The sequence below is a fragment of the Rhodobacter sp. Har01 genome, assembly GCF_020564565.1.
In the GTDB taxonomy this organism is placed as follows: Bacteria; Pseudomonadota; Alphaproteobacteria; order Rhodobacterales; family Rhodobacteraceae; genus Pseudogemmobacter.
The window spans coordinates 67,001-91,694 of record NZ_JAJCTD010000004.1 but is presented as its reverse complement, the minus strand read 5'-3'; the positions used below and the strand labels follow the sequence as shown (position 1 = coordinate 91,694).

Here is a 24,694-nt window from a genome sequence, read left to right as displayed (position 1 = left end):
ATTGCCCGACGCCATTTGCTTACGTCTCAGCAACAAGAGCGCAGGATCGCCTGCCGAAGCCTCAGGGAGACGCGGGTGACTTCAGAGACCCGAAGCGACGCTTATGTCGCATTCGAGCATGTGCAGAAAAGCTACGATGGCGTCACGCTGGTCGTGAAGGACCTGAACCTGTCCATCGCCAAGGGCGAATTCCTGACCATGCTGGGCCCCTCGGGCAGCGGCAAGACAACCTGCCTGATGATGCTGGCAGGGTTCGAGACCGCGACCCATGGCGAGATCCGGCTGGACGGGGTGCCGATCAACTCGGTCCCGCCGCACAAGCGCGGCATCGGCATGGTGTTCCAGAACTACGCGCTGTTTCCGCACATGACGGTGGGCGAGAACCTCTCGTTCCCGCTGGAAGTGCGCGGCATGGGCAAGACCGACCGCGAGGCCAAGGTCAAGCGCGCGCTGGACATGGTGCAGATGGGCAGCTTCATCAACCGCCGCCCGGCGCAACTGTCCGGCGGCCAGCAGCAGCGCATCGCGCTGGCGCGGGCGCTGGTGTTCGACCCGGCGCTGGTCCTGATGGACGAACCCCTCGGCGCGCTGGACAAGCAGCTGCGCGAACACATGCAGTTCGAGATCAAGCACCTGCACGAATCCCTTGGCATCACCGTGGTCTACGTCACCCATGACCAGGGCGAGGCGCTGACCATGTCCGACCGCATCGCCGTCTTCAACGACGGCCGCATCCAGCAACTGGCCAGCCCGTCCGACCTGTACGAACGCCCCGACAACAGCTTCGTCGCCCAGTTCATCGGCGAGAACAACAAGCTGCCCGGCACCATCCAGGAGCTTGAGGGCGACAAGGCCCTGGTGCGCCTGGCGACCGGAGAGCTGATCGACGCCACCGCGGTCAACATCAAGGAAAAGGGCCAGCAGACGCTGGTCTCGATCCGCCCCGAGCGGGTGGAATTCAAGCCCGAGATGATGCCGGCCGGCGCCCACACCATCGGCGCCGAGGTGCTGGAGGTGATCTACATGGGCGACATCCTGCGCGCGGTGCTGCGGGTGGCGGGGTCCGACGACTTTGTCATGAAGATGCGCAACACGCTGGGGCAGACGAAACTGACCCCCGGCCAGAAGATCAAGGTGGGCTGGCATCCGCAGGATGCCCGCGCGCTGGATCCTTGATGCCCGCCGCCGGCAAGTGGCGGCCAAGACGAAGACAAACGCGTTCCAAAACAGGGAGCTGACGCATGAAGAAAATCCTCATCCTTTCCACCGCCCTCACCGGTCTTGCCTTCTCGGCCAGCGCCGACGTGACGGTCATGTCCTGGGGCGGCGCCTATGGCGAGGCCCAGACCGAAGCCTTCGTCAAGCCGTTCATGGCCGCGACCGGCGTCAAGACCATCATGGTCGACAGCGACAACCCGGCCCCGGCGATCAAGGCCATGGTCGAAGCCGGCAACGTCACCATCGACGTCGCCTCGGTCGAATACGCCGACGGCATCCGCCTGTGTGACGAAGGCGTGCTGGAGCCGATCGACATTTCCACCCTGCCCCCGGGCGCCGACGGCACCCCGGCCGCCGACGACTTCCTGCCCGGCGCCGTGACCGAATGCGCCGTCTCGACCGACATCTGGTCGAACGTCTTCGCCTATGACACCACCAAGTTCCCCGAAGGCCCGACCAAGGTCGCCGACTTCTTCGACCTCGAGAAATTCCCCGGCAAGCGCGGCCTGCGCAAGGGCGCCAAGGCGGTTCTGGAACTGGCGCTGATGGCGGACGGCGTGCCCGCGGCCGAGGTCTACGCCACGCTGAACACCCCCGAGGGCGTCGACCGTGCCTTCGCCAAGCTCGACACCATCAAGTCGGAAGTCGTCTGGTGGGAAGCCGGCAGCCAGGCGCCGCAGCTTCTGGCCGACGGCGAGGTCGCCATGACCACCGCCTACAACGGCCGCATCTTCGCCGCCGCCCAGAACGAAGGCAAACCCTTCCAGATCGTCTGGGATGGCCAGATCTACGAAAACGAAATGTTCGTCGTGCCGAAGGGTGCGCCGAACCTGGAACAGGCGATGGAATTCATCAAGTTCGCCACCACGACCGAGGGCCTGCGCGCCTCGGCCCAGCAGATCTCGTATGGCCCGGCGCGCAAGTCGTCGATGTTGGAAGAGATCATCTTCAAGGACGGCAAGACGGTGATGGCACCGCACCTGCCGACCGCGCCCGAGAACATGGGCAACGCGCTGGAAACCTCGGCGGATTTCTGGGTCGACCACGACTCGGAACTGAATGAGCGTTTCCAGGCCTGGCTGTCGCAGTGATCTGACGCCTGACGGGCGCGGGGGGCAACCCTCGCGCCCGCACCTTTCAAGGATGTGCCGATGGCCGAGGCCGCGCCCGAACTTCTGACCACCGCCGATGGCCGCCCGCTCAAGGCGGCGCTGGCCGCCGCGCAGGCGCGCTCGCGCCGGCGGGCCTTCCTGCTGGTGGTGCCGCTTCTGGTCTTCGTGCTGTTCACCTTCCTCATTCCGATCGGCTACATGCTCAAGCGCTCGTTCGAGCATGACGGCTTTGCCGCCAATGCCCCCGCGATGGTGGCCTGGTTCGCCGAGAACCCCGGCTTCGACCCCGCCAACCCGCCCGAAACCGCCTATGCCGCGCTGGTGCAGGACCTGGCGAAGATGCAGGTGGACAAGACCACAGGCATGGTCGGCACCCGCATCAACTATACCGTTCCCGGCACCATCAGCCTGTTCAAGGCCGGCGCCCGCGCCGCCAAGGACCTGGCCCCGCCTTACAGAGAGGCGCTGCTGGCGCTGGATGCCGAATGGGGCAAGCCCGTTCTGTGGCGCGGGATGCAGGATGCTGCCAGCAAGTACACCGCCGATTTCTACTACGTCGCCGCCGACCGCAAGCTGACCGATGAGGGCTGGGCCAAGGGCGGCGACAAGGAACGCATCTACCTGTATCTGTTCTTCAAGACCTTCCTGGTCTCGGCCCTGATCACCTTCATCTGCCTTCTGCTGGCCTTTCCGGTGTCGCACCTGCTGGCCACTTTGCCGATGGGCAAGTCGTCCTTGCTGATGATCCTGGTGCTCTTGCCGTTCTGGACCTCGCTTCTGGTCCGCACCACAGCCTGGATCGCGCTGTTGCAGGAACAGGGCATCATCAACGGCGCGCTGGTCAACCTGGGGCTGGTCAGCGACGACGACCGCCTGTCGATGATGTACAACATGACCGGCACCATCGTCGCGATGACGCATGTGCTGCTGCCGTTCATGATCCTGCCGCTCTATTCGGTGATGCGGGTGATCCCGCCCAGCTATGCCCGTGCCGCGCGCAGCCTTGGCGCCACCAGCTGGACCACCTTCCGCCGGGTCTACCTGCCGCAGACGCTGCCCGGCATCGCCGCCGGCTCGCTTCTGGTCTTCATCCTGGCCGTGGGCTACTACATCACCCCCGCGCTGGTCGGCGGCGCCGATGGCCAGCTGATCTCGAACCTCGTCAGCTTCCACATGTCCAAGTCGAACTGGTCGCTTGCCGCGGCACTTGCCGCCATGCTGCTGGTGGCGATCCTGCTCTTGTACTGGCTGTATGACCGGCTGATCGGCATCGACCGGCTGAAGTTCGGCTAAAGGAGCGCAACAGATGGCCCTTCCCACCTATGCCTCGCCGCTGGAACGCACCTGGCACTACACCTATCTGGTGATCTGCGCGCTGGTGTTCGTGTTCCTGATTGCGCCGATCCTGATCGTCATTCCGCTGTCGTTCAACGTCGAGCCCTACTTCACCTTCACCGAAAAGATGCTGGCCTTCGATCCGGCGGGCTACAGCTTGCGCTGGTATGACACGCTGCTGACGCTGGGCCATCCGGCACCCGAAGGCCCGCGCGACAGCACCTGGTGGAACACCGCCTGGGCCGATGCGACCTGGGTCAAGGCCGCAAAGAACTCGCTCTGGGTCGGGCTTTGGGCCACCGTGCTGTCCACCACGCTGGGCACCATTGCGGCGCTGGGCCTGTCGCGGCCCGAAATGCCCTATCGGCGGCTGATCATGGCGCTGCTGATCAGCCCGATGATCGTTCCGATCATCATCATCGCCGTCGGGATGAGCTTCTTCTACGCCAAGGCCTGCATCGCGCCCGACAGTGCGGTGGGGGCGGTGGCGGGGCTGGTGCTGTCGACCAAGGGCTGTCTGGCGAATTCCTATCTGGGCGTGATCGTGGCCCATGCGGTGCTGGGCATTCCCTTCGTCATCATCACCGTGACGGCCACGCTGTCGGGCTTTGACCAGTCGCTGATCCGGGCGGCGCATTCGCTGGGGGCGAACCCGCGGACGACCTTCTTCAAGGTCATCATGCCGCTGATCCTGCCCGGCATCATCTCGGGCGCGCTGTTTGCCTTCGGCACCTCGTTCGACGAGGTGGTGGCGGTGCTGTTCATCGCCGGCCCCGAACAGCAGACCATCCCGCGGCAGATGTTCAACGGCATCCGAGAGGCGATCTCGCCCGCCATCCTGGCGGTGGCGACGCTGCTGGTGATCTTCTCGGTGGCCCTGCTGACGGTGGTCGAGCTGTTGCGGCGGCGGTCGGACCGCCTGCGCGGTGTCACGGGCCGCTAAGGCCGGGCGAGGCGGGCATTCATTAACAAATCCCTAAAACGCGCCGCCAAGCCCTTGGAATCCTTTGCGGCGTTTGGTGTCCCATCATGGGACACCCTCAAGGCAGCAGCGCCAGCCAGACCCAGGCGGTGCCGACCGAGACCGCCGTCGCCACCAGCACCGCGCTGGCATTGACCCTTTTCGCCACCCCATACATGTGGGCGAACATATAGGCATTGACCCCCGGCGCCATCGCCGCCGTCACCACCGCCGACCGCAGCGCCGGCACCTCCAGCTCGAACACCCAACGCCCCAGCCCATAGGCGACGGCCGGGTGCAGCAGCAGCGAGCCGGCGGTGATCATCCCCACCGTGCCCATGTCGCCCTCGATCCGGTAGCGCACCAGCACGCCGCCCAGGCCGAACAGGGCAATCGGGATGGCCGAGCCGGCGATCATGTCCACCGCCGACCAGACCACCCCCGGCAAGGGATCGCCCGCCAGGTTCACCGCGAACCCGGCCAGGATGCCGATCACCAGCGACTGCGTCAGGATCGCCCGGGCGATCTGCCGCCCCAGCGTCCCCCCCGACAACCCCCGCCCCCGCGTCCGCGCCCATTCCATCAAGGCGATGCCAAAGCCGTAGAGCATGGGCGCGTGCAGCGAGATGATCGCGTAGTTCCCCGCCAGCGCCGCCGTGCCATAGGCGCGCTCGGTGATCGCCAGGCCGAGGAGAAGCGAGTTCGAGAAAAGCCCGGCGAAGCCGATCGCCACCGCGTCCGGCATCGGCCGGCCGAACACCAGCATGGCGCCGATGAAGCAGACCGAAAAGCTGGCAAAGGCGCCGGCGTAGAAGCTGACCATCAGCCCCGCGTCATAGGCCGAGGACAGGTCCAGATGCGCGATCGACCGGAACAGCAAGAGCGGCACCGCAAAGTTCTGCGCGAACCGCATCAGCGCATCGACCGCGGTGTCGTCCAGAAGCTTCGCCCGCGTCAGCGCATAGCCGAAGCCGATCACCACGAAGACCGGAAGGATGACGTCGAGAAGCGCGCTCACACGTCGGTCTCGAAGCTGATCACCATCCCGTCATGCGCTGGCTCGATCCCGGGCGGCAGTTCCCTGACCAGGGTCGCATGGTCCATGTCGAGGTGCATGTTGGTCAGCACCGCGCGCCGCGGCTGCGCCCGGGCGATCCAGTCCAGCGTCATTTCAAGATGCGCATGGGTCGGGTGCGGCTTGCGGCGCAGGGCATCGACCACCCAGCAGTCCAGCCCCATCAGCAGCGGCCAGCTTTCCGCCGGGATGTCCACCGCGTCGGGCAGATAGGCCAGCGGTCCGATGCGGAAGCCCAGCGCATCCATCGCGCCGTGTTCGGCCGCGAAAGGGGTCAGCGTCAGCGCGCCGCCCGCGCCCTCGACGGTGATCGGTCCGGCGATGGTGTTCAATTCCAGGATCGGCGGATAGGGGCTGCCCGCCGGCTGCACGAAGGCATAGCCGAAGCGCGACAGCAGCGCGTCCTGCGTCGGGCCGTCGGCCCAGACCGGCAGCCGGCGGCGGAGGTTGTAGACCACCTGGCGCAGGTCGTCGATGCCGTGGGTGTGGTCGGCATGGGAGTGCGTGAAGACCACGCCGTCCAGCGTGCCCACGCCGGCATCCAGCAACTGGTCGCGCATGTCGGGCGAGGTGTCGATCAGAACCCGGGTGGCACCCGCTGGCTCCAGCCGCTCGACCAGTAGCGAACAGCGGCGGCGGCGGTTCCTGGGGTTCGTCGGGTCGCAGTCGCCCCAGTCGCCGCCCAGTCGAGGGACCCCGCCCGAAGAACCGCAGCCGAGGATGGTGAAGCGCAGGGTGGCCATGTCAGGCGGCATCGGCCAGGCGAGCGGCCTTGGTGAACAGGCGGTCGAAATTTGCCGTGGTGGCGGCGGCGAACTCGGCCTCTCCCAGGCCAAAGAGGCCGGCGCCGACCCGGGCGGTATGCACCACATAGGCGGGCTCGTTGCGGCGGCCCCGGAACGGCGGCGGGGCGAGATAGGGGCTGTCGGTTTCCACCAGGATGCGGTCCAGTGGCGCGCGGGCAAAGATGTCGCGCAGATCCTGGCTTTTCGGAAAGGCGGCGATGCCGGACATCGACAGGTAGAAGCCCATCTCCAGCGCCGCCTCGGCCAGCCTTTGCCCGGAAGAATAGCAGTGCATCACGCAAGCGTAGGGCGCGCGCGCGAAGCCTTCTGCGAGAATTGCCTCCATATCCTCGTCGGCCGCGCGGGCGTGGATCACCAGCGGCAGGCCGGTTTCCTGCGCCGCCTCGATGTGGCGCCGCAGGCTTGCCTGCTGCAGCGTCGCGCTGTCGGGGGTGTAGTGATAGTCAAGGCCGGTCTCGCCGATCGCCACCATCTTGGGGTGCTGTGCGGCGTCGACCAGTTCGGCCACGGTGATCGGCGCCTGTTCGGCCGCGCTCATCGGGTGGATGCCGAAGGCAAAGGAGAGTCCGTCGTAGCGGGCGACGATCTCTTGCACCCGGGGCAGGCTGGCGCGTCGGGTGCAGATCGTCAGCATCCGGCGCACGCCGGCGGCGCGGGCGCGGGCGACGATGGCGTCAAGTTCGCCCTCGAAATCCGGGAAATCCAGGTGGCAGTGGCTGTCCACGATGTCCGGAAGGGGACCGGTGTCCTGGGGATGCATCGCCTCACCTTGCGGCGAGGAGGCCCGCCGTCTCGTCGATCTTCAGCAGGGTATCCATGAGAAGGGCGGCCGGGTCAAGGTTCACCGCCTTGCCGCGCCGGGCCCGCAAGGACAGGGTCTGGGCCAGGTCGGCCCAGGGCCGGGCGGCTTGCGGGCCGGGGGCAAGGCGGGCGAAGAGGGCGGCCTCGCCGGGAGCGGCCTCGGGCGGGGTGGCCCGCGTGGCGGCGGCGCGGGCCAGCCGGGCGAGGAACAGGTCGATCAGCGACAGGATCAGATCGAAGGTCTCGGACGCGCCGCGGGCGGCGGCGGTCTCGGCCAGCGCCAGGGCGCGCGGCCGGTCCAGCCGGGGCAGGGTGGAGAACAGCGCGACAAGGTCGGCATAGGTTTCCAGGCCGTCGAGGTTGGTCAGCCGGAACGCCTCGCCCACCGAGCCGGCGGCCAGCTCCGACAGCGCGGTGGCCGCCTCGGGCGCAACCGCGCCGCTGGCCTGGGCAAGGGCCTGCGCCAGGTCGTCGGGCGAAAGCGGCGACAGCCGCAACTCGCGGCAGCGCGAGCGGATGGTTGGCAGAAGCCGCGCGGGCTGGTGGGCGACCAGCAGGAAGACCGCTCCGGCGGGCGGTTCTTCCAGCAGTTTCAGCAGCGCATTGGCGGCGGCGGTGTTCATCTCGTCCACCGCGTCGATGATGGCGACGCGGGCGCCGCCGTCGGCGGCGGAGAGGGAGAAAAAGGATTTCATCCGGCGCACGTCGTCCACCGTGATGAACTGCGAGAGGGCGGTTTCCTTTTCGTTCGGCCCGCGGCGCAGAAGCCAGGCGCGGGGTTCGGCCAAGGCGCGCAGGCGGCGGGCGACCGGGTGGTCTTCGGGGGTGTCCAATGTCGAGGGTGGCGGAGGGGCGCCGAACAGGGCACCGTCGTCGGGCGGGGCGGCCAGCAGGAATCGTGCGATGCGCCAGGCCAGAGTGGCCTTGCCGATGCCCTTTGGCCCGGTCAGCATCCAGGCATGGTGCAGCCGCCCCAGCGCATGGGCCCTGAGGAAATCGGCCTCGGCGCTGCCCTGGCCGAACAGCCGAAGCGTCTCGCGCGGATGCGGCGCGCCGGGGATGCGGTCGGGTTCGGGCAGGTCTTCGGCCATGGGCGCCAGATTGCACAGGGGCAGGGGCAAGGGAAAGGGGGGCGATCCGGCGGAGCGCCCGCCTGCGGGGGCGTGTCTGTTGTCTTGTCGTCGCCTTACGGGCGTCTCCTCGGGCGGGGGGCGCTGCCCCCGTCTTCGCGTGCCGCGAAGACTCCCCCGGGATATTTGGGGACAGATGAAAGGAATGCCGGTTTGTTTTGGCCAGGACGGGTCGGCCGCGCCATTCAGCGCAGGGCAGGCAGGACGGCGGCGAGGACGGACCTAGCCACATCTTCGGCGGCAGGTGCGGCGTCGATCACCCGAAAGCGCGCGGGATGGCTGCGGGCAAGGTCCAGGAAGCCGGCGCGGGCGCGGGTCTGGAAGCCAAGCCCCATGTCTTCAAACCGCATCTCGCTGCCCTTGCGGGCCGTTGCCCGTGCCAGGCCCAGAGCGGGATCAAGGTCGAAGAGCAGCGTCAGGTCGGGTTCGACGCCGATCATCAGGGCATGCAGGCGGTCGACCGTCTGGCGCAGGTCGCCCCGGGTGACGCCCTGGAAGATGCGGGTGCTGTCGGCGAAGCGGTCGCAGATCACCACCTCGTCGCGCGCCAGGGCCGGGCGGATGGTCTTTTCCAAGTGGTCGCGCCGGGCCGCGGTGAACAGCAGGATCTCGGTCTCGGCCGACCAGCGGTCGGGGTCGCCCTCCAGCACCAGCCGGCGGATTTCCTCGGCGCCCGGGCTGCCGCCGGGTTCCCGCGTCAGCGTCACCGCATGTTCGCGGCTGCGCAGCGCCTGGGCAAGCATCTGGCCTTGCGTGCTTTTGCCCGAACCGTCGATGCCTTCCAGCGAGAGGAACAGACCCGGCATGCGTTACGAGGCAGGCGCCTCGTCCCCCAGGTAGGTCTGCCACAGGAAGCCGGCCGCGGTGGTCAGCCGGCGCAGAAAGCCGGCCTTGGCAACGTCGGCTTCGGCGACAAGCGCGACGCGGTGATCGGGCAGGTCGGGAACATGGACGATCAGTTCGGCCACCGGAGTGCCGGCCTTGACCGGGGCAATCAGCGGCCCGTTGTAGACAACCTCGGCCTCGACGCTTTCCTGGACCAGGGCCGGGACCAGCAGGCGCAGGTCCTCGGCGGGCATCAGGCCCACGGTCTCGGCCTCGCCCATGTACACTTCGGCTTCGGCGACGCGGGTGCCCGCCTTGGCCACCGTCTTCTCGGCGAACTGGCGGAAGGCCCAGGCGACAATGCGCTCGGCCTCTTCGGCGCGGGCAGCCTCGGACGACAGGCCGGTGATCGCAAAGATGATCCGCCGCTCGCCTTGCCGGGCGCTGCCAACCAGACCGTAACCGGCCTCGGAGGTGTGCCCGGTCTTCAGCCCGTCGGCGCCGATCCCCATCTTCAGAAGCGGGTTCCGGTTGAAACGGTTGTCGGGAGAGCGGCCTTTGTAGGTGTATTCGGTTTCGGCGAAGATCGGGTAATACTCGGGGAATTCCTCGATCAGCCGTTGAGCCAGAATGCCGAGATCGCGCATCGACATGCGGTGGTCCGGGCCGGGCCAGCCAGAGGAATTGGTGAAGACCGAGGCGGTCATCCCCAGCGCGCGCCCGCGCTCTGTCATCTGCGCCGAGAACGCTTCTTCGGTGCCGGCCAGGCCTTCGGCCACCACCACGCAGGCGTCGTTGCCCGAGTTCACGATCATGCCGTGGATCAGGTCCTCGACCGTGGGCCGGTCGTCGTGCTGCAACATCATGGTCGAGCCGCCGGCCTTGGTCATCTGCACGGCCTTGTCCGACACGCCGAAGGTGGTGTCCATCTGCACCCGGCCATCGCGCAGCGCTTCGAACAGCATGTTGATGGTCATCAGCTTCGACATCGAGGCCGGCGGCAACGGCTGGTCAGCGTTCTTGTCCATCAGCACCGTATGCGTGGTCATGTCGTAGACCCAGGCCGCGGTCGCCTGCGTTTCGAAGGCGCGGGCGGGGGCAGCGCCCAGGATCAGGGCAAAGACCACGAAACGGAGCATCCGGAGCATGCGCATCCTTTCTACTTGAGCAGATAGGCGTCGGCGAAGCCGGCGGCCTTGATCTTCTTCAGCAAGGCAGCGTCGCCGCGGGCGATGACCGACCAGTAGGACTTGCCCTTGGCGCTTTCGGCCCGCATTTCGGCGGCGATGCCGGACTTGGCCAGCGTGTCGACGGCGCGCTTGGCATTGGCTTCGACCGAGAAGAAGCCGATCTGGATCGGCCGACCACCGGAAGCGGCCGCGGCCGGTGCGGCTGCCGGTGCGTCTGCGGGTGCGTCTGCGGGTGCGGCTGCGGGGGCCGCGTCGGGGGCGGACTTGCCCTCGGCGGCATCCAGGGCGGCCGTGGCCGCGGCAGCCGTTTCCGTTGCCTTCTTGGATTTCCTAACCTTCTTCTTGCTGTCGGCGGCGGGGACAGCGGGCGCTTCGGGGCCGGCGTCCAGGGGCTTGGTCTCGACCCCGCCGGCGTCGATCGCCCCAGGCGCGGCCGGTGCGTCCAGGGTTTCGGCGGTATCCAGCATCGGGGCGACGGGCGCCTCATCGGCCACTTCCTCGCGCCGAAGTGCGGTCACCGAAAGCGTGGCCGGCTGACCGGCAAGCAGCCCCAGCGCTTCGGCCGCATCCGAGGAGATCTGCAGCTTCGGTCCGGGGTTCTCGACCTCGCGCTTGAACAGGGCGCCGATCACGAACTTGCCGTTCGCCGGGTTGCGCATGATCACCCGCTCGGGGTCCTTGGTATCGGGCGACGCGACCCAGACCCCGCCCAGCGAAGGCCGTCCATCCCACAGCGCAGAGTCGGTGACCTGGAAGACCTCTGGCGCCTCGACATCGCGGTCGACGAGCTTGGTCGAGCGCTGCGGCTTGGCGGTTGCTTCGGCCGCAGCCTTGTCGGCCGGGGGCCTGGCCGCAAAGGGACCGGTGCCCGGTTCACAGGCCTGCAGGGCCCATGCCGCCGCGGAAAGAAGAAGAAGTCGCCGGACTGACCTTGCTGTCATCTCTGCCCTCATCTGCGCAGTCGTTACACCGCCGCGCTGTTGTTCTTCGCCGGTGACCGGCGTGCCTGCCTCTGGACCTGCGGGCATGTCGCACACCCGGTCTCGCGCGGGATCATATCGGCCGGAACCCCGCAAGGAAAGGGCACAGGGCGGGGCCCGGCATCACGATCAGCGGATTTCGCCGCCGGTATGTCCTTTCAGAATCACCCTTCAGGCCCTAAATCCAGGCGGCCCGGGCTGCAAGGTCAGGCGGGCCGGCAGACGGGCCGGCAGACGGGCCGGAAGGGCGCCGATGTCCGATGTCGGAAGGGTGGCAGAGCGGTCGATTGCTCCGGTCTTGAAAACCGGCGATGCGCAAGCATCCGTGGGTTCGAATCCCACCCCTTCCGCCAGGCCCTCTTGCCTGTCTGCGCACGGTCGTCCCGGCCCGGGGCGGGACGGGTCAATCCGCGGCGGCCAGCGGCAGCATTGTCATGTGCAGGCTTCCGTCCATCATCGGAAGCACGACCCTGTCGCCGTCGATGGGCAGGACTGCATGGCGCACCGCGCCCGGAATGCCGCCCTGCGCCTTCAGGCTGCCGTCGGCAAGGTCCAGAAGACGCAGGGTGTTGTCCATGTCGAGCGTGTAGAGCAGGCCGGCGCGGCTGGTCAATTCGGCCATCAGCGAGGCCCAGTCGTCGCCGCCGGGGACATAGTCGGTGGTCTGATGCCGCCAGCGCACCGCGCCGGTGGCAATGTCGATCGCATAGATCCAGCCGGTTGGAGACCACAGGCAGGCAACATCCCCCGCCAGGTGATGCGAATTGATGAAGTTGCCGGCCACGAATTCCCACAGGACGTCGCCATCGGTGGGCGAGATGCCCAGCAGCTGTTCCTTGTAGCTGCCCGCGACAAGCAGGCCGTCGGCGGCGTGGATCTGGCGCAGGTATTGCCAGTAGCCGCGCCGGTCGTGTGACCAGATCAGCCGGCCTTCGGCAAGGTCAAGGCAATAAAGACGGCCATCGCCTGGCCCGGCGAAAACCCGGTCGCCGAGGATGCTGGGGGCGTAGGCGGCAAGCGTGTCCGGCACGCCGGCAAAGCGCCACCGTTCCGCGCCGGTCGCAAGCTCGATCGCAACGATCTCGTGCCCGTCGCCCAGGACCACGAGGCCCGCGCCCAGCGTCGGCAAGCCGGTCTGGATCCGGGCCGGGTAGCGCCAGAGTTCAGCGCCACTGTCGCGTGCCAGGCAGGCGATGCCGCCGCGGCCGCCGACGATCACGTGCCGGTCCAGGATCCTTGGCCGGAAAGCGGCCGTCTGCGGCAGATCGAGCGGATGCTGCCAGACCGGCGCGGCGCTGTCAGGGTCAACACAGCCCACCGTCACATCGCCGCAAAAGTAGATCAGGCCGTCGTCAAAGGCGGGTGGCCGGAGCACGGCGTTTCCAGTCTGCCAGATGCGCAAAGGCGCGAGAGGCGGCGCGGCCGCCGCCTCTCTGCCCAAAAGCAATCCCAGCGGCAGCCCGGCCAGGACGCTGCGTCGGCTGAGGTTCACTCGCACAGAGCCCCTTGCCGGACCCATTCGAACAGGATCTGGGTATTCGGGTGATCCCGGTCCTCGAGCGGGCTGATGCCGGGCGGCATGCGGTTCTCGACCAGATGCTGCAGGATCGCGCTGTCTTCGGGCTTGCCGGGGATCACGACCTTGACCGCGTTTTCCACGCCCTTGGCCACCGAATCCGCCCCCAGCATGATGCCTGCGTAAGAGGTCAGGTCCATTTCGTGGAAGCTGGGCGGTTCCTGGTTGGACATGTGGCATTCGATGCAGGCCGGCGCGTCGGGGCCGAAGGCCCCTTCGGTTGCGAACAGCGGCAGGATGGCGTCCTTGAAGTGCTGGTCGTCCTTGGCACCGTCCAGAATCCAGGCTTCAAGCAGGGCGACATTCGGCGAGTCCGTCGGGACGTGGAAGCCGGTGCCGAACGGCATCCGGTTGTTGCGCAACCGCCGGCCAAGGATTTCGCGCTTCGGGTCGGCGCCCGGCGTGAAGATCGCCCGCGCCGGCGCCTCGGTCGAGCCGGTGCGCATGCCTTCGCAGGTGGACAGGTCCAGTCCGCGATAGCTCTTGGCCGGGTCGTTGTTGGAATGGCAGACCACGCAGGCCGGGCCGGGACCGAACGAGTTGGGGGTGTGCATCAGCAGGTTGATGTAGCTGAAGGGGATCGGCAGTCCGCGATTGATGATCAGTTCCTGCACCACCGCGTTGTCGGCCTCGAAGGCCTCGCCCCCGGCCTTCATGTCCAGGACCAGTTGTTCGGACAAGGTGCGCTTGCCGTCATCTTCGGCTTGTTCGGCCTGTGCGACCGCCGTCCAGCCGACGGTGGCGCACAAGGCCAGAACCGCCGGTGTTCGCAAAAGGGCCATGTAATTCGTCATCCGTTTCCTCCCTAAATCCCCATTCCATTCTTGCGGCCACACAGCGACGAAAGGTCAACGAGCCAAGAGGAACCGCGCTCAAAGCTGAGGCGATCAGGGGTTTTTGTGTCAAGATATTCGATTGTGGCACAATCATAGATTGCACGCCCTTCAGGCCATTGAATGGCAATGGAAAATTATATGAATCGTCGCTATATCATTTGATAAGAATTGCGCCTGGTGCATATCCGAATTGCCTTTTGGTCATGCCTTGGCGGTCAGTGTCGGTCGCCCACTTCTGGCTCAAGATATTGAAATACATGAGTTAAAATCGATCCCCTGCGCCTTCTGGCTGGTCGGACTCCCGTCTTGGAAAGCCGGCCGAGCGCCATAAGCAGAAGGCCGATGCGCCCGCATAAACCAAAGTGATATGGCCCGTTCTTTTGGCCATCTGCGAGGTTCAGGCCCGACCGCTCCGGGCATCGGCTCGAAACGCATCGGCTTCCGCGTCGCTGCCCGGGGCCACAGAGGCCACGCCGAAGTCAAGGAACTCATCCATGAACAGGGCAAGGAATTCGGCGCGAGTCGTCACGCCGGCCTTGTGGAAGACCGAACTCATCTGCGCCTTGACCGTGCCTTCGCGGGTGCCGCGCAAGGCCGCGATTTCCGAAATCCGCAATCCGCGAAAAGCCAGCAGCGCGACATCGCGCTCGGCTTGCGACAGCGACCATTGGTCGAACCTGGCATTGATCAGGTCATCGAAACACGCGCGCAGCGCCGAGAGCGTGCTGTCCTTGTCGTCTCCCAGGCTGCGCAGCGCCCGCTCATAATCCAGCCCCATCCACAGGCTGAACACCAGAAACCCGACAGCCAGGCTTTCAAACCCCATGTGCAGGACTTCCGCGGCTTCGGGCATGGTTCCCGTCTGAGCCATCTCAGACATGTCATAGGCCACGTCCAACGTGAAAAAGGTCACGCAAGTCATCTGCATGACCCGCATCATGGTGCGTGGTTTCAGGCGACGCATCTGTCTCCCTTCTTTGCGGTTCCGACGGGTATGCCCGAAATTGCCTGAGTCGTGGCGCAATTCCATCTTCAATGCCAGCGTTTCGACGCCTGCTATTGGGTGTATGTCCGGACACGAGATTGGCAAGGCTCGGCAGCTCCGCCGCGCGCAGTCACGATCGTCGAGACCGTTCAGCGCCGGACGCCGATGCCGCTGCAGGGCGCATGGTCGACGTGGTCCGCTTCGTCGGTCTTCGAGGTCCGTTGACAGTCCATTCCGGTTGCGACGTCCGTCTTCGCGATCTGGCCCTGTCCGAATGCGGGCGCCCTTGCGCGCGGGGGCGGGGGCGGGTAGGAAGCGCGCGGTTCGAGGGCCTTGGGAGGGCTTTGATGCCGCTTCTGGTGATGAAATTCGGCGGCACCTCGGTGGCGGACCTTGGCCGCATCGAGAATGCAGCAAAGAAGGTGCAACTGGAGGTCGAGCGCGGCTATGACGTGATCGTCATCGTCAGCGCGATGTCGGGCAAGACCAATGAGCTGGTGGGATGGGTCGAGACCACCTCGAAGCTGTATGATGCGCGCGAATACGACGCGGTCGTGGCCAGCGGCGAAAACGTCACCGCGGGGCTGATGGCCTTGCGGCTGCAAGAGATGGGCGTGCCGGCGCGGTCCTGGCAGGGCTGGCAGGTGCCGATCAACACCACATCGGCCCATGGCTCTGCCCGGTTCGTGTCGATCCCGCGCGACCATATCGACGCCAAGTTCGCCGAAGGCTTCAAGGTGGCGGTGGTGGCCGGCTTCCAGGGCGTCAGCGCCGAAGGGCGGATCACCACGCTGGGACGCGGCGGCAGCGACACCACGGCGGTGGCCTTCGCGGCCGCCTTCGGTGCCGAGCGTTGCGACATCTACACTGATGTGGACGGCGTCTATACCACCGACCCGCGGATCACCGCCAAGGCCCGCAAGCTGGACAAGATCGCCTTCGAGGAGATGCTGGAGCTGGCCTCGCTTGGCGCCAAGGTGCTGCAGACCCGCAGCGTGGAACTGGCGATGCGCTTCAAGGTGCGGCTGCGCGTGCTGTCCTCATTCGAGGATACGGACGAGACATCGGGAACCCTGGTCTGCGACGAGGAGGAAATCATGGAATCCAAAGTGGTCTCGGGCGTTGCCTACAGCCGCGACGAGGCGAAGATGACGCTGGTCAGCGTCGAGGACCGGCCGGGTGTGGCCAGCGCCATCTTCGGGCCACTGGCCGAGGCCGGGGTGAACGTGGACATGATCGTCCAGAACATTTCCGAAAAGAACTATGGCACCCACACCGGGGCGGTCACCGACATGACCTTTTCGGTGCCGGTGAACCAGGTGGCGCGGGCGCAGAAGGCGATGCAGGACGCGCTGGATGCGGGCATCGTCAGGTATGACGACCTGATCACCGATACCGACGTGGCCAAGGTCTCGGTGGTGGGTATCGGCATGCGCAGCCAGGTTGGCGTGGCGGCCAAGATGTTCGCGGCGCTGGCGGCAGAGAACATCAACATCAAGGTCATCGCCACCAGCGAAATCAAGATCAGCGTGCTGATCGACCGCAAGTACCTGGAACTGGCGGTGCAGACCCTGCACGACGCGTTCGAACTGGAAAAGGCCTGAGCACGATCAGGGCTCGAAGCGTCCCGTGCCCTCGCGGTCGCGCTTGTAGGACCGCGCCAGCGGGAACGGCGGCAACCAGGTTTCGCGGCGGAGCGTCCACAGCTCGTAGCTGGGGATGAACTGGTCGGGGGCGTCCAGCGCGCCGAGGTTCACCTCGACCTCGTCACCGCTGCGGCCGAAGACGTGAGAGCCGCAGGTGGGGCAGAAGTGGCGGCCGTTGTAGCTGCGCGTCTCGCCGGTGACCGTCACGGCACCCTGCGGAAAGATCGCCGAGGCGTGGAACAGCGCGCCGTGGGCCTTGCGGCAATCGAGGCAGTGGCAGAGGCCCACCCGCCAGGGTTGCCCGGTGGCGGTGATGCGCAGTGCGCCACAAAGGCATCCGCCGGTGACCTGGTCCATGCCGCGTCTCCTTGCCGTGACCTTGGGCGGGCAGTCTGCCGTGACGATTGCCGGGCGTCCACAAGGAAGCACCTTCCCGCAGGCAGGCCGCAGCGCCCATCGGGACTGCCACAAAGCGCACCGTCCTTGCCGCGACTTGCCCGTTTTGCGGCCGCCGGCCCCGCGCGGTGGGGGTTCGGGGCAGTGCCCCCTCGCCAAGTGCCTGCCGCTTTCCTATAGAGAGGCCAAGGGGGAGCCATGCCGATGCCGGAACGCACCGAGAGCGAAAGCCGCAAGCTGCTGCGCCGTCTGCGCGACGTGCTGGCGGTGCCCGGCAAGGGCCAGGACCGGCTGGACAGCATCACCCATCTGATCGCGGATTCGATGGGCACCGAGGTGTGCTCGATCTATCTGTTTCGCGATCCCGAAACGCTGGAGCTGTGCGCCACCGAGGGGTTGAAGAAGGAAGCCGTCCACCAGACCCGGATGAAGCTGGGCGAGGGTCTGGTCGGCCGCGTGGCCCGTGGCGGTGCGCCGGTCAACACCGCCAATGCACCGGCCGAACGCGGTTTCCGCTTCATGCCGGAAACCGGGGAGGAGATCTTCTCCAGCTTCCTGGGCGTGCCGATTCAGCGGGTGGGCGAAAAGCTGGGCGTGCTGGTGGTGCAGTCGAAGGAGGCGCGGGGGTTTTCCGAAGACGAGGTCTATGCCGTCGAGGTCGTGGCCATGGTGCTGGCCGAGATGACGGAACTGGGCGCCTTCACCGGCGACGACGGCGCGATGAAGGCCCTGCACCGCCAGCCGGTGATGTTCCGCGGCACCCAAGGCCAGGAAGGCGCGGCCGAGGGCCGGGTCTGGCTGCACGAGCCGCGGGTGGTGGTCACGAACCCGGTGGCCGACGATCCGCTGACCGAGATCGACCGCATCCGTGAGGCCGTGGGGGTGCTGCGCGTCTCGATCGACGATCTCCTGGAGGCGCAGGAGCTGGACAAGGACCAGAAGCAGGTTCTCGAGGCTTACCGGATGTTCGCCCATTCGCGCGGCTGGCTGCGCCGGATGGAGGAAGACATCATGCGCGGCCTCTCGGCCGAGGCGGCGGTGGAAAAAGAGCAGTCGGCGGCGCGGGCGCGGATGGAGCAGGTGGCCGACGCCTACCTGCGCGAGCGGTTGCATGATCTGGACGACCTGTCGAACCGGCTGTTGCGCATCCTGACCGGGCAGGGCCGCGACACCGGCGCCGAGATGCCCGACAACCCGGTTCTGGTGGCGCGCAACATCGGCCCGGCGGAACTGCTGGAATACGGCCGGCGGCTGCGCGGCGTGGTGCTTGAGGAAGGCAGCGTCGGCAGCCATGCGGCGATTGTCGCCCGCGCCCTGGCAATCCCGCTGGTGATCCATGCCGAGCGGATCAGCGGCGAGGCGCTGAACGGTGATGCGATCCTGGTCGATGGCGATCAGGGCATCGTGCACCTGCGCCCCGAGGAAACCGTGGCCCGCGCCTTCCGCGACAAGATCGCCATGCAGGCCGAGGCGCAGAAGCGCTATGCCAGCCTGCGGGGCCTGCCGGCGCAGGGCACCTGCGGCACGGTGGTCGCGCTGGACATGAACGCCGGCCTGATGGCCGACCTTCCCAGCCTGGACAGTTCGGGCGCCGAAGGGGTGGGCCTGTTCCGCACCGAATTGCAGTTCCTGATCCGCAACAAGATGCCCAAACGGGCGGAACTGGCCTCGCTTTACACCCGGGTGATGGACGCCGCCCAGGGCCAGCGGGTGGTGTTCCGCACCCTCGACATCGGGTCGGACAAGGTGCTGACCTACATGAAGCCCTCGGACGAGCCGAACCCGGCGATGGGCTGGCGGGCGATCCGGGTGGGCCTGGACAAGCCGGGCGTGCTGCGGATGCAGGTGCAGGCGCTGATCCGGGCGGCGGCGGGGCGGCCCTTGACCATCATGTTCCCCTTCGTGGCCGAACACGCCGAGTTCGCCGAGGCGCGATCCCATGTGCTGCGCGAGCTGCACCGCGAGCGGTCACTCGGCCACCCGGCGCCCGAACGGCTGGAGATCGGCGCGATGTGCGAGACGCCGTCCTTGGCCTTCGCGCCGCGGGCGTTCTTCGAACTGGCCGATTTCATCTCGGTCGGCGGCAATGACCTCAAGCAGTTCTTCTTTGCGGCGGACCGGGAAAACGAACGGGTGCGGCGGCGCTATGACACGCTGAACCTCAGCTTCCTGGGGTTCCTCGAGGGCATCGTCGCCCGCGCGGCCGAGGCGGGCACGCCGCTGTCGTTCTGCGGCGAGGATGCCGGCCGGCCGGTCGAAGCGGTGGCGCTTGCGGCGCTGGGGTTCCGCCGTCTGTCGATGCGGCCGGCCTCGATCGGGCCGGTCAAGGCGCTGATCCGACGGGTCAACCTGGTCGAGGCCCGGGAGGTGATCGAGGCCGCGAGGGCGCGCGGGGCTGAGACCGCAAGGGCCGCCCTGATGGACTGGCTCGCGACCCAGGCGGGATGATCCAGCAGAGCGCCTTCCGGCGCAGGCTTCTTGCCTCGTCGTCGCCTTTCAGTGAGCGCGATCAGAAGGTCTGAGGACCGCGCGAAAACGGCGCGTTGTTCTTCAATGATTTAGCGCGTGGGCTGATCAGAGGCTCTGGCGAAATCCGGCCGGAATGGCGGGGGTTTCGTCGTGTGCAAACTCTGGTTTCAATAGAAAATGAAATGAAATCAATATTTTAAATCGCAGGCTCCGCAACAGACGGTGCGGGAAGAACCGCCCATCGCACGCGCCGACAAGGGGGCCGACCCGGTCAATCTCATGATCGGTCCAGCAGTTCATCCATGGTGCGGAAGCTATCGAGGTTGAGGCCCTCAAGGAGTCTGTCCTTGATAGCGAAGTGAAGCAGCACAAGCTCGGTGAAGTCCACGATTGACCGCGCTCCGACTCTGGCATCCTTGACCAGAATCCTGTCCCGAGCATGATGCTCAAGGTCTGCTGCATATCTGCCGAAGTCATTTCCGTCCTGGAGCCGTTTCAGATTGAACACGACACAGGCCGCAGGCTGATCACCAAGAGGCGTGACGATTGATCGGCTTCGTTGCGGGTTTCGGGCGGTGCGGCACGTCGCTCGCTTGTGCGATGCTGGCCGCGGGCGGCTTGCCGGTGGCCGGGGTGGCGCCGGTCTTTGAGGACCACCGCTTTTCGCCGCGGCGCACTGATCCGGCCTGGCTGCTGGCGCAGACCGGCCGTGTCATCAAATGGGTCTGCCCGCTGACAACCTGGTGACCGGATGAGGCGCAAGGTCGCGTTCTGTGGCTGGACCGCAACCCCGAAGAACAGGTGAAATCTCAGGTCAGGCTTGCTCTTGCCTGCGGCAAGCGCCGAACCGATCCGGGCAAGATGGCACCGGAGACCGCGGCACAGATCAGGCATCACACCGCGGGCGCCGTTGCCTTGGCAGGGGAACAGGCTCCTCCTCGCCGGCGGGGGGCGCCGCCCCCGTCTTCGCGTGCCGCGAAGACTCCCCCGGGGTATTTGGGCCAAGATGAAGTCCATGCCGCTTCATCTTGGCTCAAATATCCCCGCCGGAGGCATACCCGGCTGATGCCGGGAGCCCCGCCCCAGCAGAAGCGTCGCGGTGCGGCGGGGCGGCCGAGCCGGTTGCGCGCTTGCGCGCAGAGGCGAGAGGAAAGGCATGCGACCGCGCTTGCGCGGGCGCTCCTTATGGATCAGAGCCGGTCTCAGGACCGGGTGATGCAGGCAGGTGCGGTGGCTGCTGCGAAGGCCGAAAGCACGGGTTCGGCGCCGTGCTGTTCGGCCAGGCGCAAGAGCGCGAAGCGGATGGCGGCGGTCTCGCGGTAGTAGTTCAGGAAGGCGGCGTTCAGCGCCGCACCGGAGACCGCGCCCAGCACCGGCACGGTCTGAGCGGCGAGTTTCTGGCCCAAGGCGGCGGCGAGTTTCGGCGCGACGGTGGCGATCAGTTTCTGCAGCGCCGGGCCGGTCAGGGTCAGACGGGCCGACAGAAAGCTGGTGTCGATGCCGTCGTCCGCCGCAGCAGGGCTGCCTGAGCCGAAGGTGCGCAAGGCTTCGGCCTTGATCCACGGGTCGTCCGGATCATAGCCGGCGGCAACGGCCTCGCGCCGGATTGCATGCAGAAGGACGGTGATGGTCAGCGGCAGTTCGGCCAGCGCAGTGGCCAGTCCGCCCGCCCCACCCACAGCACCGGTGGCCATCGCCGCGGCCAACGTGGTGCGGCCCTTGGGGTCGGGCAGCCGGGCGCCGGCACCCGACAAGCCGTAAGAGGTTTCCAGCGCCCGAGCGGTGATGTCTTCAATCCGGGTACGCAGCGCATGTGGCAACAGGGTGAACTGGCCCTCCAGCGTGCCTCCCAGCCGGTTGACCAGCGCCATCACCGGCCCGTTGGCGCGTTTCCACCGTGCGGCAAGGGCCGCGATCTCGGGCGAGGGGTCCGGGGGCAGGGCGGCCGGAAGGGCGGGGAGGGTCTGGTCCATGTCCTTCGATATGGGTGGCCGGCCGGCCCGCGCAAGCCTCAGGTGGCGCGGGCGACCTTGCCGGTGACGCCTTTCCAGGCGCCGGCCTTCAGTTCGAATCCCAGCACGCGGTCGGGGTTGGTCGGGGGCGGCATCTCTACCCCCTCCAGCCGGGCAAAGCCGAACCGCGAATAATAGGGCGCGTCGCCCACCAGCAGCACCCGTTCCCAGCCCAGACGCCGCGCCTCGGCCAGGCTTTCGTTGATGAGAAGGCCGCCCAGGCCCTCGCCTTGCCGAGTGGGGTGCACCGCGACCGGGCCAAGCAGCAGGATGTCGTCTTCGCCGACCAGCGCGGGCCAGTAGCGGATCGCGCCTGCAAGGGTGCCGTCGTCGTCGCGCAAGGTCAGGCAGAGCGGCGCCACGGTCGGCACGCCGTCGCGCAGACGGTAGGACGACAGCGCCGTCCGGCCCGGCGCGAAGCACAGGTCGTAGAGCGCTTCGACCTCCCACCAGTCGGCTTCGGTTTCCTCTTCAAGCCGGTAGGCCACGGGCGCCCTTTCCCGAATCTGCTGGAAACGCCGCGTAACATGCGATTGTGTCAGGGGCAAATGTCCGCGAGGTGGCCGATGTTCTACCGCCCAGAGGCCGGTTCCGGCCTGCCGCACAACCCGTTCAAGGCGGTGGTCAGCCCGCGCCCGATCGGCTGGATTTCCACTCGCGTGGGGGGGCTGGGCGACAACCTTGCGCCCTATTCCTTTTTCAACGCGGTGGGCGACAGCCCGCCGCTGGTGATGTTTGCCGGCGACCCGAACGACAGCATCACCAACGCCTGCGCAGCCGGGGTCTTTGCCGTGAACATTGTGGAAAAAGCCACCTGGCGGAAGATGAACGCCACTTCGGCCCGGGTCGCGCGGGGGGTGGACGAATTCGTGTTGTGCGGCGTGGCCAAGGCGGAATGCACCACCATCGACTGCCCGCGGGTGGCCGACGCCCCCGCCACGCTGGAATGCGTGCTGGAGCGGCACCTGGTGCTGCCGGGCGACAACCACATGGTGATCGGCCGGGTCACCGGCATTCATCTGCGCGACGATTGTCTGCGGGACGGCCGGTTCGACGTCACCGCCTATGTGCCGGTCGCGCGGCTGGGCTACAAGGACTATGCCTTTGTCCGCGAGGTGCGCAGCCTGGACCGGCCAGAGTGACGCAGGTCGGTCAGAGCGCACGCCAGCCGATGTCCGAGCGGCAGAAGCCTTCGGGCCAGGTCAGGTGGTCGATCATCGCATAGGCCCGGTTGCGGGCCTCGGCCAGGGTGTCGCCGCGGGCGGTGACGTTCAGCACGCGGCCGCCGTTGGCGACGATCTGGCCGCCCTTCTCGGCGGTGCCGGCGTGAAACACCATGTGGCGGCTGTCTTCGGGCAGGCGGCTCAGGCCGTGGATGACGGAGCCTTTTTCGTAGGCGCCCGGATAGCCCCTGGCGGCCATCACCACGGTCAGGGCGTGGTCCTCGGCCCAGTTCACCCGTGCCTCGGCCAGCCGACCCTCGGCGCAGGCGAGCATCAGGTCCAGCGCCTGCGCGCCCAGGCGCATCATCAGCACCTGGGTCTCTGGGTCGCCAAAGCGGCAGTTGTATTCCACCAGCCTGGCGCGGCCATTTTCGATCATCAGTCCGGCGTAGAGGACGCCCTGGTAGGGCGTGCCGCGGCGGGCCATCTCGCGGATCGTCGGCAGGACGATCTGATCCAGCGCCCGGGCCTGGAGTTCGGGCGTAAGCACCGGGGCGGGGGAATAGGCGCCCATGCCGCCGGTGTTGGGGCCGGTGTCGCCGTCGCCCACCCGCTTGTGGTCTTGCGCGGTGCCGATCGGCAGGGCGGTTGTGCCGTCGGTCAGCACGAAGAAGCTGGCTTCCTCGCCGGCCATGAACTCTTCGATCACGACTTCCGCCCCGGCGGCGCCGAACTCGCCGCCGAACATGTCGTCGATGGCCGCAAGCGCCTCGGGGGCGGTCATTGCCACGATCACGCCCTTGCCGGCGGCCAGGCCGTCGGCCTTGATCACGATGGGCGCGCCCTGGGCGGTGGCATGGGCGCGGGCGGCGGCGGCATCGGTGAAGCGGGCGTAGGCGGCGGTGGGCGCGCCGCAGGCCGCGCAGATTTCCTTGGTGAAGGCTTTCGAGGCCTCAAGCCGTGCCGCCGCGGCGGAGGGGCCGAAGGTCAGGATACCGGCCGCGCGGGTGGCATCGGCGACGCCGGCGGCCAGCGGCGCCTCGGGGCCGACGATGACGAAATCGACGGCGTTCTCTTCGCAGAAGGAGACCACGGTGGCGCCGTCGAGGATGTCGATGCCGGCCACCTCGGCCATCTGGGCGATGCCCGCATTGCCGGGGGCGACGATCAGCCGGTCGCACTTGGGGTTCTGCTTCACCGCCCAGGCCAGCGCATGTTCGCGCCCGCCAGAGCCGAGGATCAGGATGTTCATGGCGGCTTTCCCCCCTTGGCCGGGCCCTGCGGGCGTTCTACGGTCCGCGGCGCGGCGTGACAAGGTTGCGGAGGCCGGAGATGTGGGTGCCAGTGGTGGTGGGGGCGATCGTGGTCGTGGCGACCGCGCGCCTGGTGGCGACCCGGCGACGCCGCCAGCGGCGGGCGCGGCCCGGCCGAGACGACAGCAGCCCCTGGATGAACAACGACACCGGCAGTCCAGGCGCCGGCCTGCCGCTTGCCGAGGACCGCAGCGGCGACCCGCCGCCCGCACGCGAGGACTGCCGGGCCGCTGAAGACGGCCAGAGCACCCGCGACACCGGCGATTGCGCGGCGGGCAGCGACGGCGGAAGCGACGGCGGCGGGGGGGGTGGCGGTGACGGCGGCGGGGGTGGCGACTGAGCTTCGGGCAAGACCGGGTGGTCAGCCGTGGCCTGTCCACCTTCGCGCCATGGTTGTGACAGGTTCGCGGGACACGCTTACCGCGTTGTTGCAACACGGAGTATGTGCATGAATCGCCTAGTCTTTCTGAGGTCTTTCGCTCTGGCCTGCGCGGCCGCAACCCTGTGCCTGCCTTCGCTGGGTACCGGTCCGGCTGCCGCGCAGGATCGCGCCGCGCTGCAACAGGCCCTCGAGGGCTTGTCCGCGATCGGGCGCACCACCGCCCAGACCGAGCTGCGGTTCGCCGGCGTATATCAAGGCGCGATCGATGGCCGCTATGGCCGCGGCACTGAAGCCGCGCTGATCGCAGGGGCCGCGTTCATGCGCGACAATTCACGCGGCAAGGTGGTCGTCGACCTGACCAACGCCGCCGAAGCCTCGGCCTATGTCCGCGGCCTTGCCGAAGGGGCCCATTCGGCCTGGCTTTACGGCGAGGGCGGAGAGTGCGACGGCTGCTGACCGCAGCGCGCTTGCCCGGCGAGGGCG

24 protein-coding genes and 1 tRNA gene are annotated in these 24,694 nt (G+C 67.4%); 11 read left to right on the top strand and 14 right to left on the bottom strand.

From position 1 onward, the window contains the following. Nucleotides 1-75 precede the first annotated feature (75 nt). From LHP98_RS11175 to LHP98_RS11160, 4 genes are all read left to right on the top strand, one after another. On the top strand, nt 76-1,176 hold the full coding sequence (locus LHP98_RS11175; RefSeq protein ID WP_227252622.1) for an ABC transporter ATP-binding protein: 1,101 nt from the start codon (nt 76-78) through the stop codon (nt 1,174-1,176). Nucleotides 1,177-1,241: 65 nt separating this feature from the next. Further along, entirely contained in the window at nt 1,242-2,309 is a 1,068-nt protein-coding gene (locus LHP98_RS11170; RefSeq protein ID WP_227252621.1) for an ABC transporter substrate-binding protein, read from the top strand. Between the two features lie 60 nt (nt 2,310-2,369). Further along, nucleotides 2,370-3,623 carry an ABC transporter permease gene (locus tag LHP98_RS11165; RefSeq protein WP_227252620.1) on the top strand — a complete coding sequence of 418 codons (1,254 nt, stop codon included), beginning with the start codon at nt 2,370-2,372 and terminating at the stop codon, nt 3,621-3,623. A 13-nt stretch (nt 3,624-3,636) separates the two neighbouring features. Further along, nucleotides 3,637-4,608: an ABC transporter permease gene (locus LHP98_RS11160; RefSeq protein WP_227252619.1), complete on the top strand. Its 972-nt coding sequence runs from the start codon at nt 3,637-3,639 to the stop codon at nt 4,606-4,608. A gap of 97 nt (nt 4,609-4,705) precedes the next feature. Here the strand turns inward: LHP98_RS11160 and LHP98_RS11155 are convergent, their stop codons facing one another. The 7 genes from LHP98_RS11155 to LHP98_RS11125 all read right to left on the bottom strand — a co-directional run bounded on the left by LHP98_RS11155 (nt 4,706) and on the right by LHP98_RS11125 (nt 11,394). Then, on the bottom strand, nt 4,706-5,644 hold the full coding sequence (locus LHP98_RS11155; protein ID WP_227252618.1) for an AEC family transporter: 939 nt from the start codon (nt 5,642-5,644) through the stop codon (nt 4,706-4,708). Further along, entirely contained in the window at nt 5,641-6,444 is an 804-nt protein-coding gene (locus LHP98_RS11150; RefSeq protein ID WP_227252617.1) for an MBL fold metallo-hydrolase, read from the bottom strand. Before LHP98_RS11150 ends, LHP98_RS11155 begins: the two co-directional genes overlap by 4 nt. A gap of 1 nt (nt 6,445) precedes the next feature. Continuing rightward, on the bottom strand, nt 6,446-7,267 hold the full coding sequence (locus LHP98_RS11145) for a TatD family hydrolase (RefSeq protein ID WP_227252616.1): 822 nt from the start codon (nt 7,265-7,267) through the stop codon (nt 6,446-6,448). A 4-nt stretch (nt 7,268-7,271) separates the two neighbouring features. Then, nucleotides 7,272-8,399, bottom strand: a complete 1,128-nt coding sequence (locus LHP98_RS11140; RefSeq protein ID WP_227252615.1) for a DNA polymerase III subunit delta' — start codon at nt 8,397-8,399, stop codon at nt 7,272-7,274. 224 nt (nt 8,400-8,623) lie between these two features. Further along, the gene (gene tmk, locus LHP98_RS11135) at nt 8,624-9,244 is read right to left on the bottom strand and encodes a dTMP kinase (RefSeq protein WP_227252614.1); all 621 of its coding nucleotides are present in this window, start codon (nt 9,242-9,244) and stop codon (nt 8,624-8,626) included. A gap of 3 nt (nt 9,245-9,247) precedes the next feature. Continuing rightward, complete coding sequence (locus LHP98_RS11130) at nt 9,248-10,417, bottom strand: D-alanyl-D-alanine carboxypeptidase family protein (protein ID WP_227252613.1); 1,170 nt, start codon at nt 10,415-10,417, stop codon at nt 9,248-9,250. Nucleotides 10,418-10,422: 5 nt separating this feature from the next. After that, the gene (locus LHP98_RS11125) at nt 10,423-11,394 is read right to left on the bottom strand and encodes an SPOR domain-containing protein (protein ID WP_227252612.1); all 972 of its coding nucleotides are present in this window, start codon (nt 11,392-11,394) and stop codon (nt 10,423-10,425) included. A 304-nt stretch (nt 11,395-11,698) separates the two neighbouring features. Here LHP98_RS11125 and LHP98_RS11120 point away from each other — a divergent pair. Then, a tRNA-Ser gene (locus LHP98_RS11120) sits at nt 11,699-11,786 on the top strand. A 50-nt stretch (nt 11,787-11,836) separates the two neighbouring features. On the opposite strand, the gene LHP98_RS11115 is transcribed toward LHP98_RS11120, so the two are convergent. The 3 genes from LHP98_RS11115 to LHP98_RS11105 all read right to left on the bottom strand — a co-directional run bounded on the left by LHP98_RS11115 (nt 11,837) and on the right by LHP98_RS11105 (nt 14,875). Further along, on the bottom strand, nt 11,837-12,808 hold the full coding sequence (locus tag LHP98_RS11115; RefSeq protein ID WP_227252611.1) for a PQQ-like beta-propeller repeat protein: 972 nt from the start codon (nt 12,806-12,808) through the stop codon (nt 11,837-11,839). 113 nt (nt 12,809-12,921) lie between these two features. Next, the gene (locus LHP98_RS11110) at nt 12,922-13,803 is read right to left on the bottom strand and encodes a hypothetical protein (RefSeq protein WP_227252610.1); all 882 of its coding nucleotides are present in this window, start codon (nt 13,801-13,803) and stop codon (nt 12,922-12,924) included. 439 nt (nt 13,804-14,242) lie between these two features. Beyond that, a complete protein-coding gene (locus tag LHP98_RS11105; protein WP_227252609.1) occupies nt 14,243-14,875 on the bottom strand; it encodes a helix-turn-helix transcriptional regulator in 633 nt (210 codons plus the stop codon). Nucleotides 14,876-15,177: 302 nt separating this feature from the next. Between LHP98_RS11105 and LHP98_RS11100 the strand changes: the two genes are divergently transcribed. Then, nucleotides 15,178-16,434, top strand: a complete 1,257-nt coding sequence (locus LHP98_RS11100) for an aspartate kinase (protein WP_227252608.1) — start codon at nt 15,178-15,180, stop codon at nt 16,432-16,434. 6 nt (nt 16,435-16,440) lie between these two features. Here LHP98_RS11100 and LHP98_RS11095 read toward each other — a convergent pair whose 3' ends face one another. Next, nucleotides 16,441-16,833, bottom strand: coding sequence for a GFA family protein (locus LHP98_RS11095; RefSeq protein WP_227252607.1), 393 nt, complete (start codon nt 16,831-16,833; stop codon nt 16,441-16,443). Between the two features lie 243 nt (nt 16,834-17,076). Here LHP98_RS11095 and ptsP point away from each other — a divergent pair, with 243 nt between their 5' ends. Both ptsP and LHP98_RS11085 read left to right on the top strand, forming a co-directional pair. Further along, nucleotides 17,077-19,320 (top strand): phosphoenolpyruvate--protein phosphotransferase, encoded by a 2,244-nt coding sequence (ptsP, locus tag LHP98_RS11090; protein WP_227252606.1) that lies wholly within the window; start codon nt 17,077-17,079, stop codon nt 19,318-19,320. A 567-nt stretch (nt 19,321-19,887) separates the two neighbouring features. Then, nucleotides 19,888-20,088: a hypothetical protein gene (locus LHP98_RS11085; RefSeq protein ID WP_227252605.1), complete on the top strand. Its 201-nt coding sequence runs from the start codon at nt 19,888-19,890 to the stop codon at nt 20,086-20,088. 455 nt (nt 20,089-20,543) lie between these two features. On the opposite strand, the gene LHP98_RS11080 is transcribed toward LHP98_RS11085, so the two are convergent. Then, nucleotides 20,544-21,314, bottom strand: coding sequence for an EcsC family protein (locus LHP98_RS11080; protein ID WP_227252604.1), 771 nt, complete (start codon nt 21,312-21,314; stop codon nt 20,544-20,546). Between the two features lie 38 nt (nt 21,315-21,352). Next, nucleotides 21,353-21,841 (bottom strand): GNAT family N-acetyltransferase, encoded by a 489-nt coding sequence (locus tag LHP98_RS11075; protein ID WP_227252603.1) that lies wholly within the window; start codon nt 21,839-21,841, stop codon nt 21,353-21,355. A gap of 78 nt (nt 21,842-21,919) precedes the next feature. Here LHP98_RS11075 and LHP98_RS11070 point away from each other — a divergent pair, with 78 nt between their 5' ends. Continuing rightward, nucleotides 21,920-22,495: a flavin reductase family protein gene (locus LHP98_RS11070; RefSeq protein WP_227252602.1), complete on the top strand. Its 576-nt coding sequence runs from the start codon at nt 21,920-21,922 to the stop codon at nt 22,493-22,495. 10 nt (nt 22,496-22,505) lie between these two features. Here LHP98_RS11070 and purD read toward each other — a convergent pair whose 3' ends face one another. Continuing rightward, nucleotides 22,506-23,768 carry a phosphoribosylamine--glycine ligase gene (purD, locus tag LHP98_RS11065; protein ID WP_227252601.1) on the bottom strand — a complete coding sequence of 421 codons (1,263 nt, stop codon included), beginning with the start codon at nt 23,766-23,768 and terminating at the stop codon, nt 22,506-22,508. 80 nt (nt 23,769-23,848) lie between these two features. Here purD and LHP98_RS11060 point away from each other — a divergent pair, with 80 nt between their 5' ends. Both LHP98_RS11060 and LHP98_RS11055 read left to right on the top strand, forming a co-directional pair. Continuing rightward, entirely contained in the window at nt 23,849-24,169 is a 321-nt protein-coding gene (locus tag LHP98_RS11060) for a hypothetical protein (protein WP_227252600.1), read from the top strand. Nucleotides 24,170-24,277: 108 nt separating this feature from the next. Beyond that, nucleotides 24,278-24,667 (top strand): peptidoglycan-binding domain-containing protein, encoded by a 390-nt coding sequence (locus LHP98_RS11055; RefSeq protein ID WP_227252599.1) that lies wholly within the window; start codon nt 24,278-24,280, stop codon nt 24,665-24,667. Nucleotides 24,668-24,694 lie beyond the last annotated feature (27 nt).

Coding starts and splice junctions, on each gene's coding strand:
- LHP98_RS11170 (WP_227252621.1), top strand. CDS start 1,242: ATGAAGAAAATCCTCATCCTTTCCACCGCCCTCACCGGTCTTGCCTTC.
- LHP98_RS11165 (WP_227252620.1), top strand. CDS start 2,370: ATGGCCGAGGCCGCGCCCGAACTTCTGACCACCGCCGATGGCCGCCCG.
- LHP98_RS11160 (WP_227252619.1), top strand. CDS start 3,637: ATGGCCCTTCCCACCTATGCCTCGCCGCTGGAACGCACCTGGCACTAC.
- LHP98_RS11150 (WP_227252617.1), bottom strand. CDS start 6,444: ATGGCCACCCTGCGCTTCACCATCCTCGGCTGCGGTTCTTCGGGCGGG.
- LHP98_RS11145 (WP_227252616.1), bottom strand. CDS start 7,267: ATGCATCCCCAGGACACCGGTCCCCTTCCGGACATCGTGGACAGCCAC.
- LHP98_RS11140 (WP_227252615.1), bottom strand. CDS start 8,399: ATGGCCGAAGACCTGCCCGAACCCGACCGCATCCCCGGCGCGCCGCAT.
- tmk (WP_227252614.1), bottom strand. CDS start 9,244: ATGCCGGGTCTGTTCCTCTCGCTGGAAGGCATCGACGGTTCGGGCAAA.
- LHP98_RS11130 (WP_227252613.1), bottom strand. CDS start 10,417: ATGCGCATGCTCCGGATGCTCCGTTTCGTGGTCTTTGCCCTGATCCTG.
- LHP98_RS11125 (WP_227252612.1), bottom strand. CDS start 11,394: ATGACAGCAAGGTCAGTCCGGCGACTTCTTCTTCTTTCCGCGGCGGCA.
- LHP98_RS11110 (WP_227252610.1), bottom strand. CDS start 13,803: ATGACGAATTACATGGCCCTTTTGCGAACACCGGCGGTTCTGGCCTTG.
- LHP98_RS11105 (WP_227252609.1), bottom strand. CDS start 14,875: ATGGAATTGCGCCACGACTCAGGCAATTTCGGGCATACCCGTCGGAAC.
- LHP98_RS11100 (WP_227252608.1), top strand. CDS start 15,178: ATGCCGCTTCTGGTGATGAAATTCGGCGGCACCTCGGTGGCGGACCTT.
- LHP98_RS11095 (WP_227252607.1), bottom strand. CDS start 16,833: ATGGACCAGGTCACCGGCGGATGCCTTTGTGGCGCACTGCGCATCACC.
- ptsP (WP_227252606.1), top strand. CDS start 17,077: ATGCCGGAACGCACCGAGAGCGAAAGCCGCAAGCTGCTGCGCCGTCTG.
- LHP98_RS11080 (WP_227252604.1), bottom strand. CDS start 21,314: ATGGACCAGACCCTCCCCGCCCTTCCGGCCGCCCTGCCCCCGGACCCC.
- LHP98_RS11070 (WP_227252602.1), top strand. CDS start 21,920: ATGTTCTACCGCCCAGAGGCCGGTTCCGGCCTGCCGCACAACCCGTTC.
- purD (WP_227252601.1), bottom strand. CDS start 23,768: ATGAACATCCTGATCCTCGGCTCTGGCGGGCGCGAACATGCGCTGGCC.
- LHP98_RS11060 (WP_227252600.1), top strand. CDS start 23,849: ATGTGGGTGCCAGTGGTGGTGGGGGCGATCGTGGTCGTGGCGACCGCG.
- LHP98_RS11055 (WP_227252599.1), top strand. CDS start 24,278: ATGAATCGCCTAGTCTTTCTGAGGTCTTTCGCTCTGGCCTGCGCGGCC.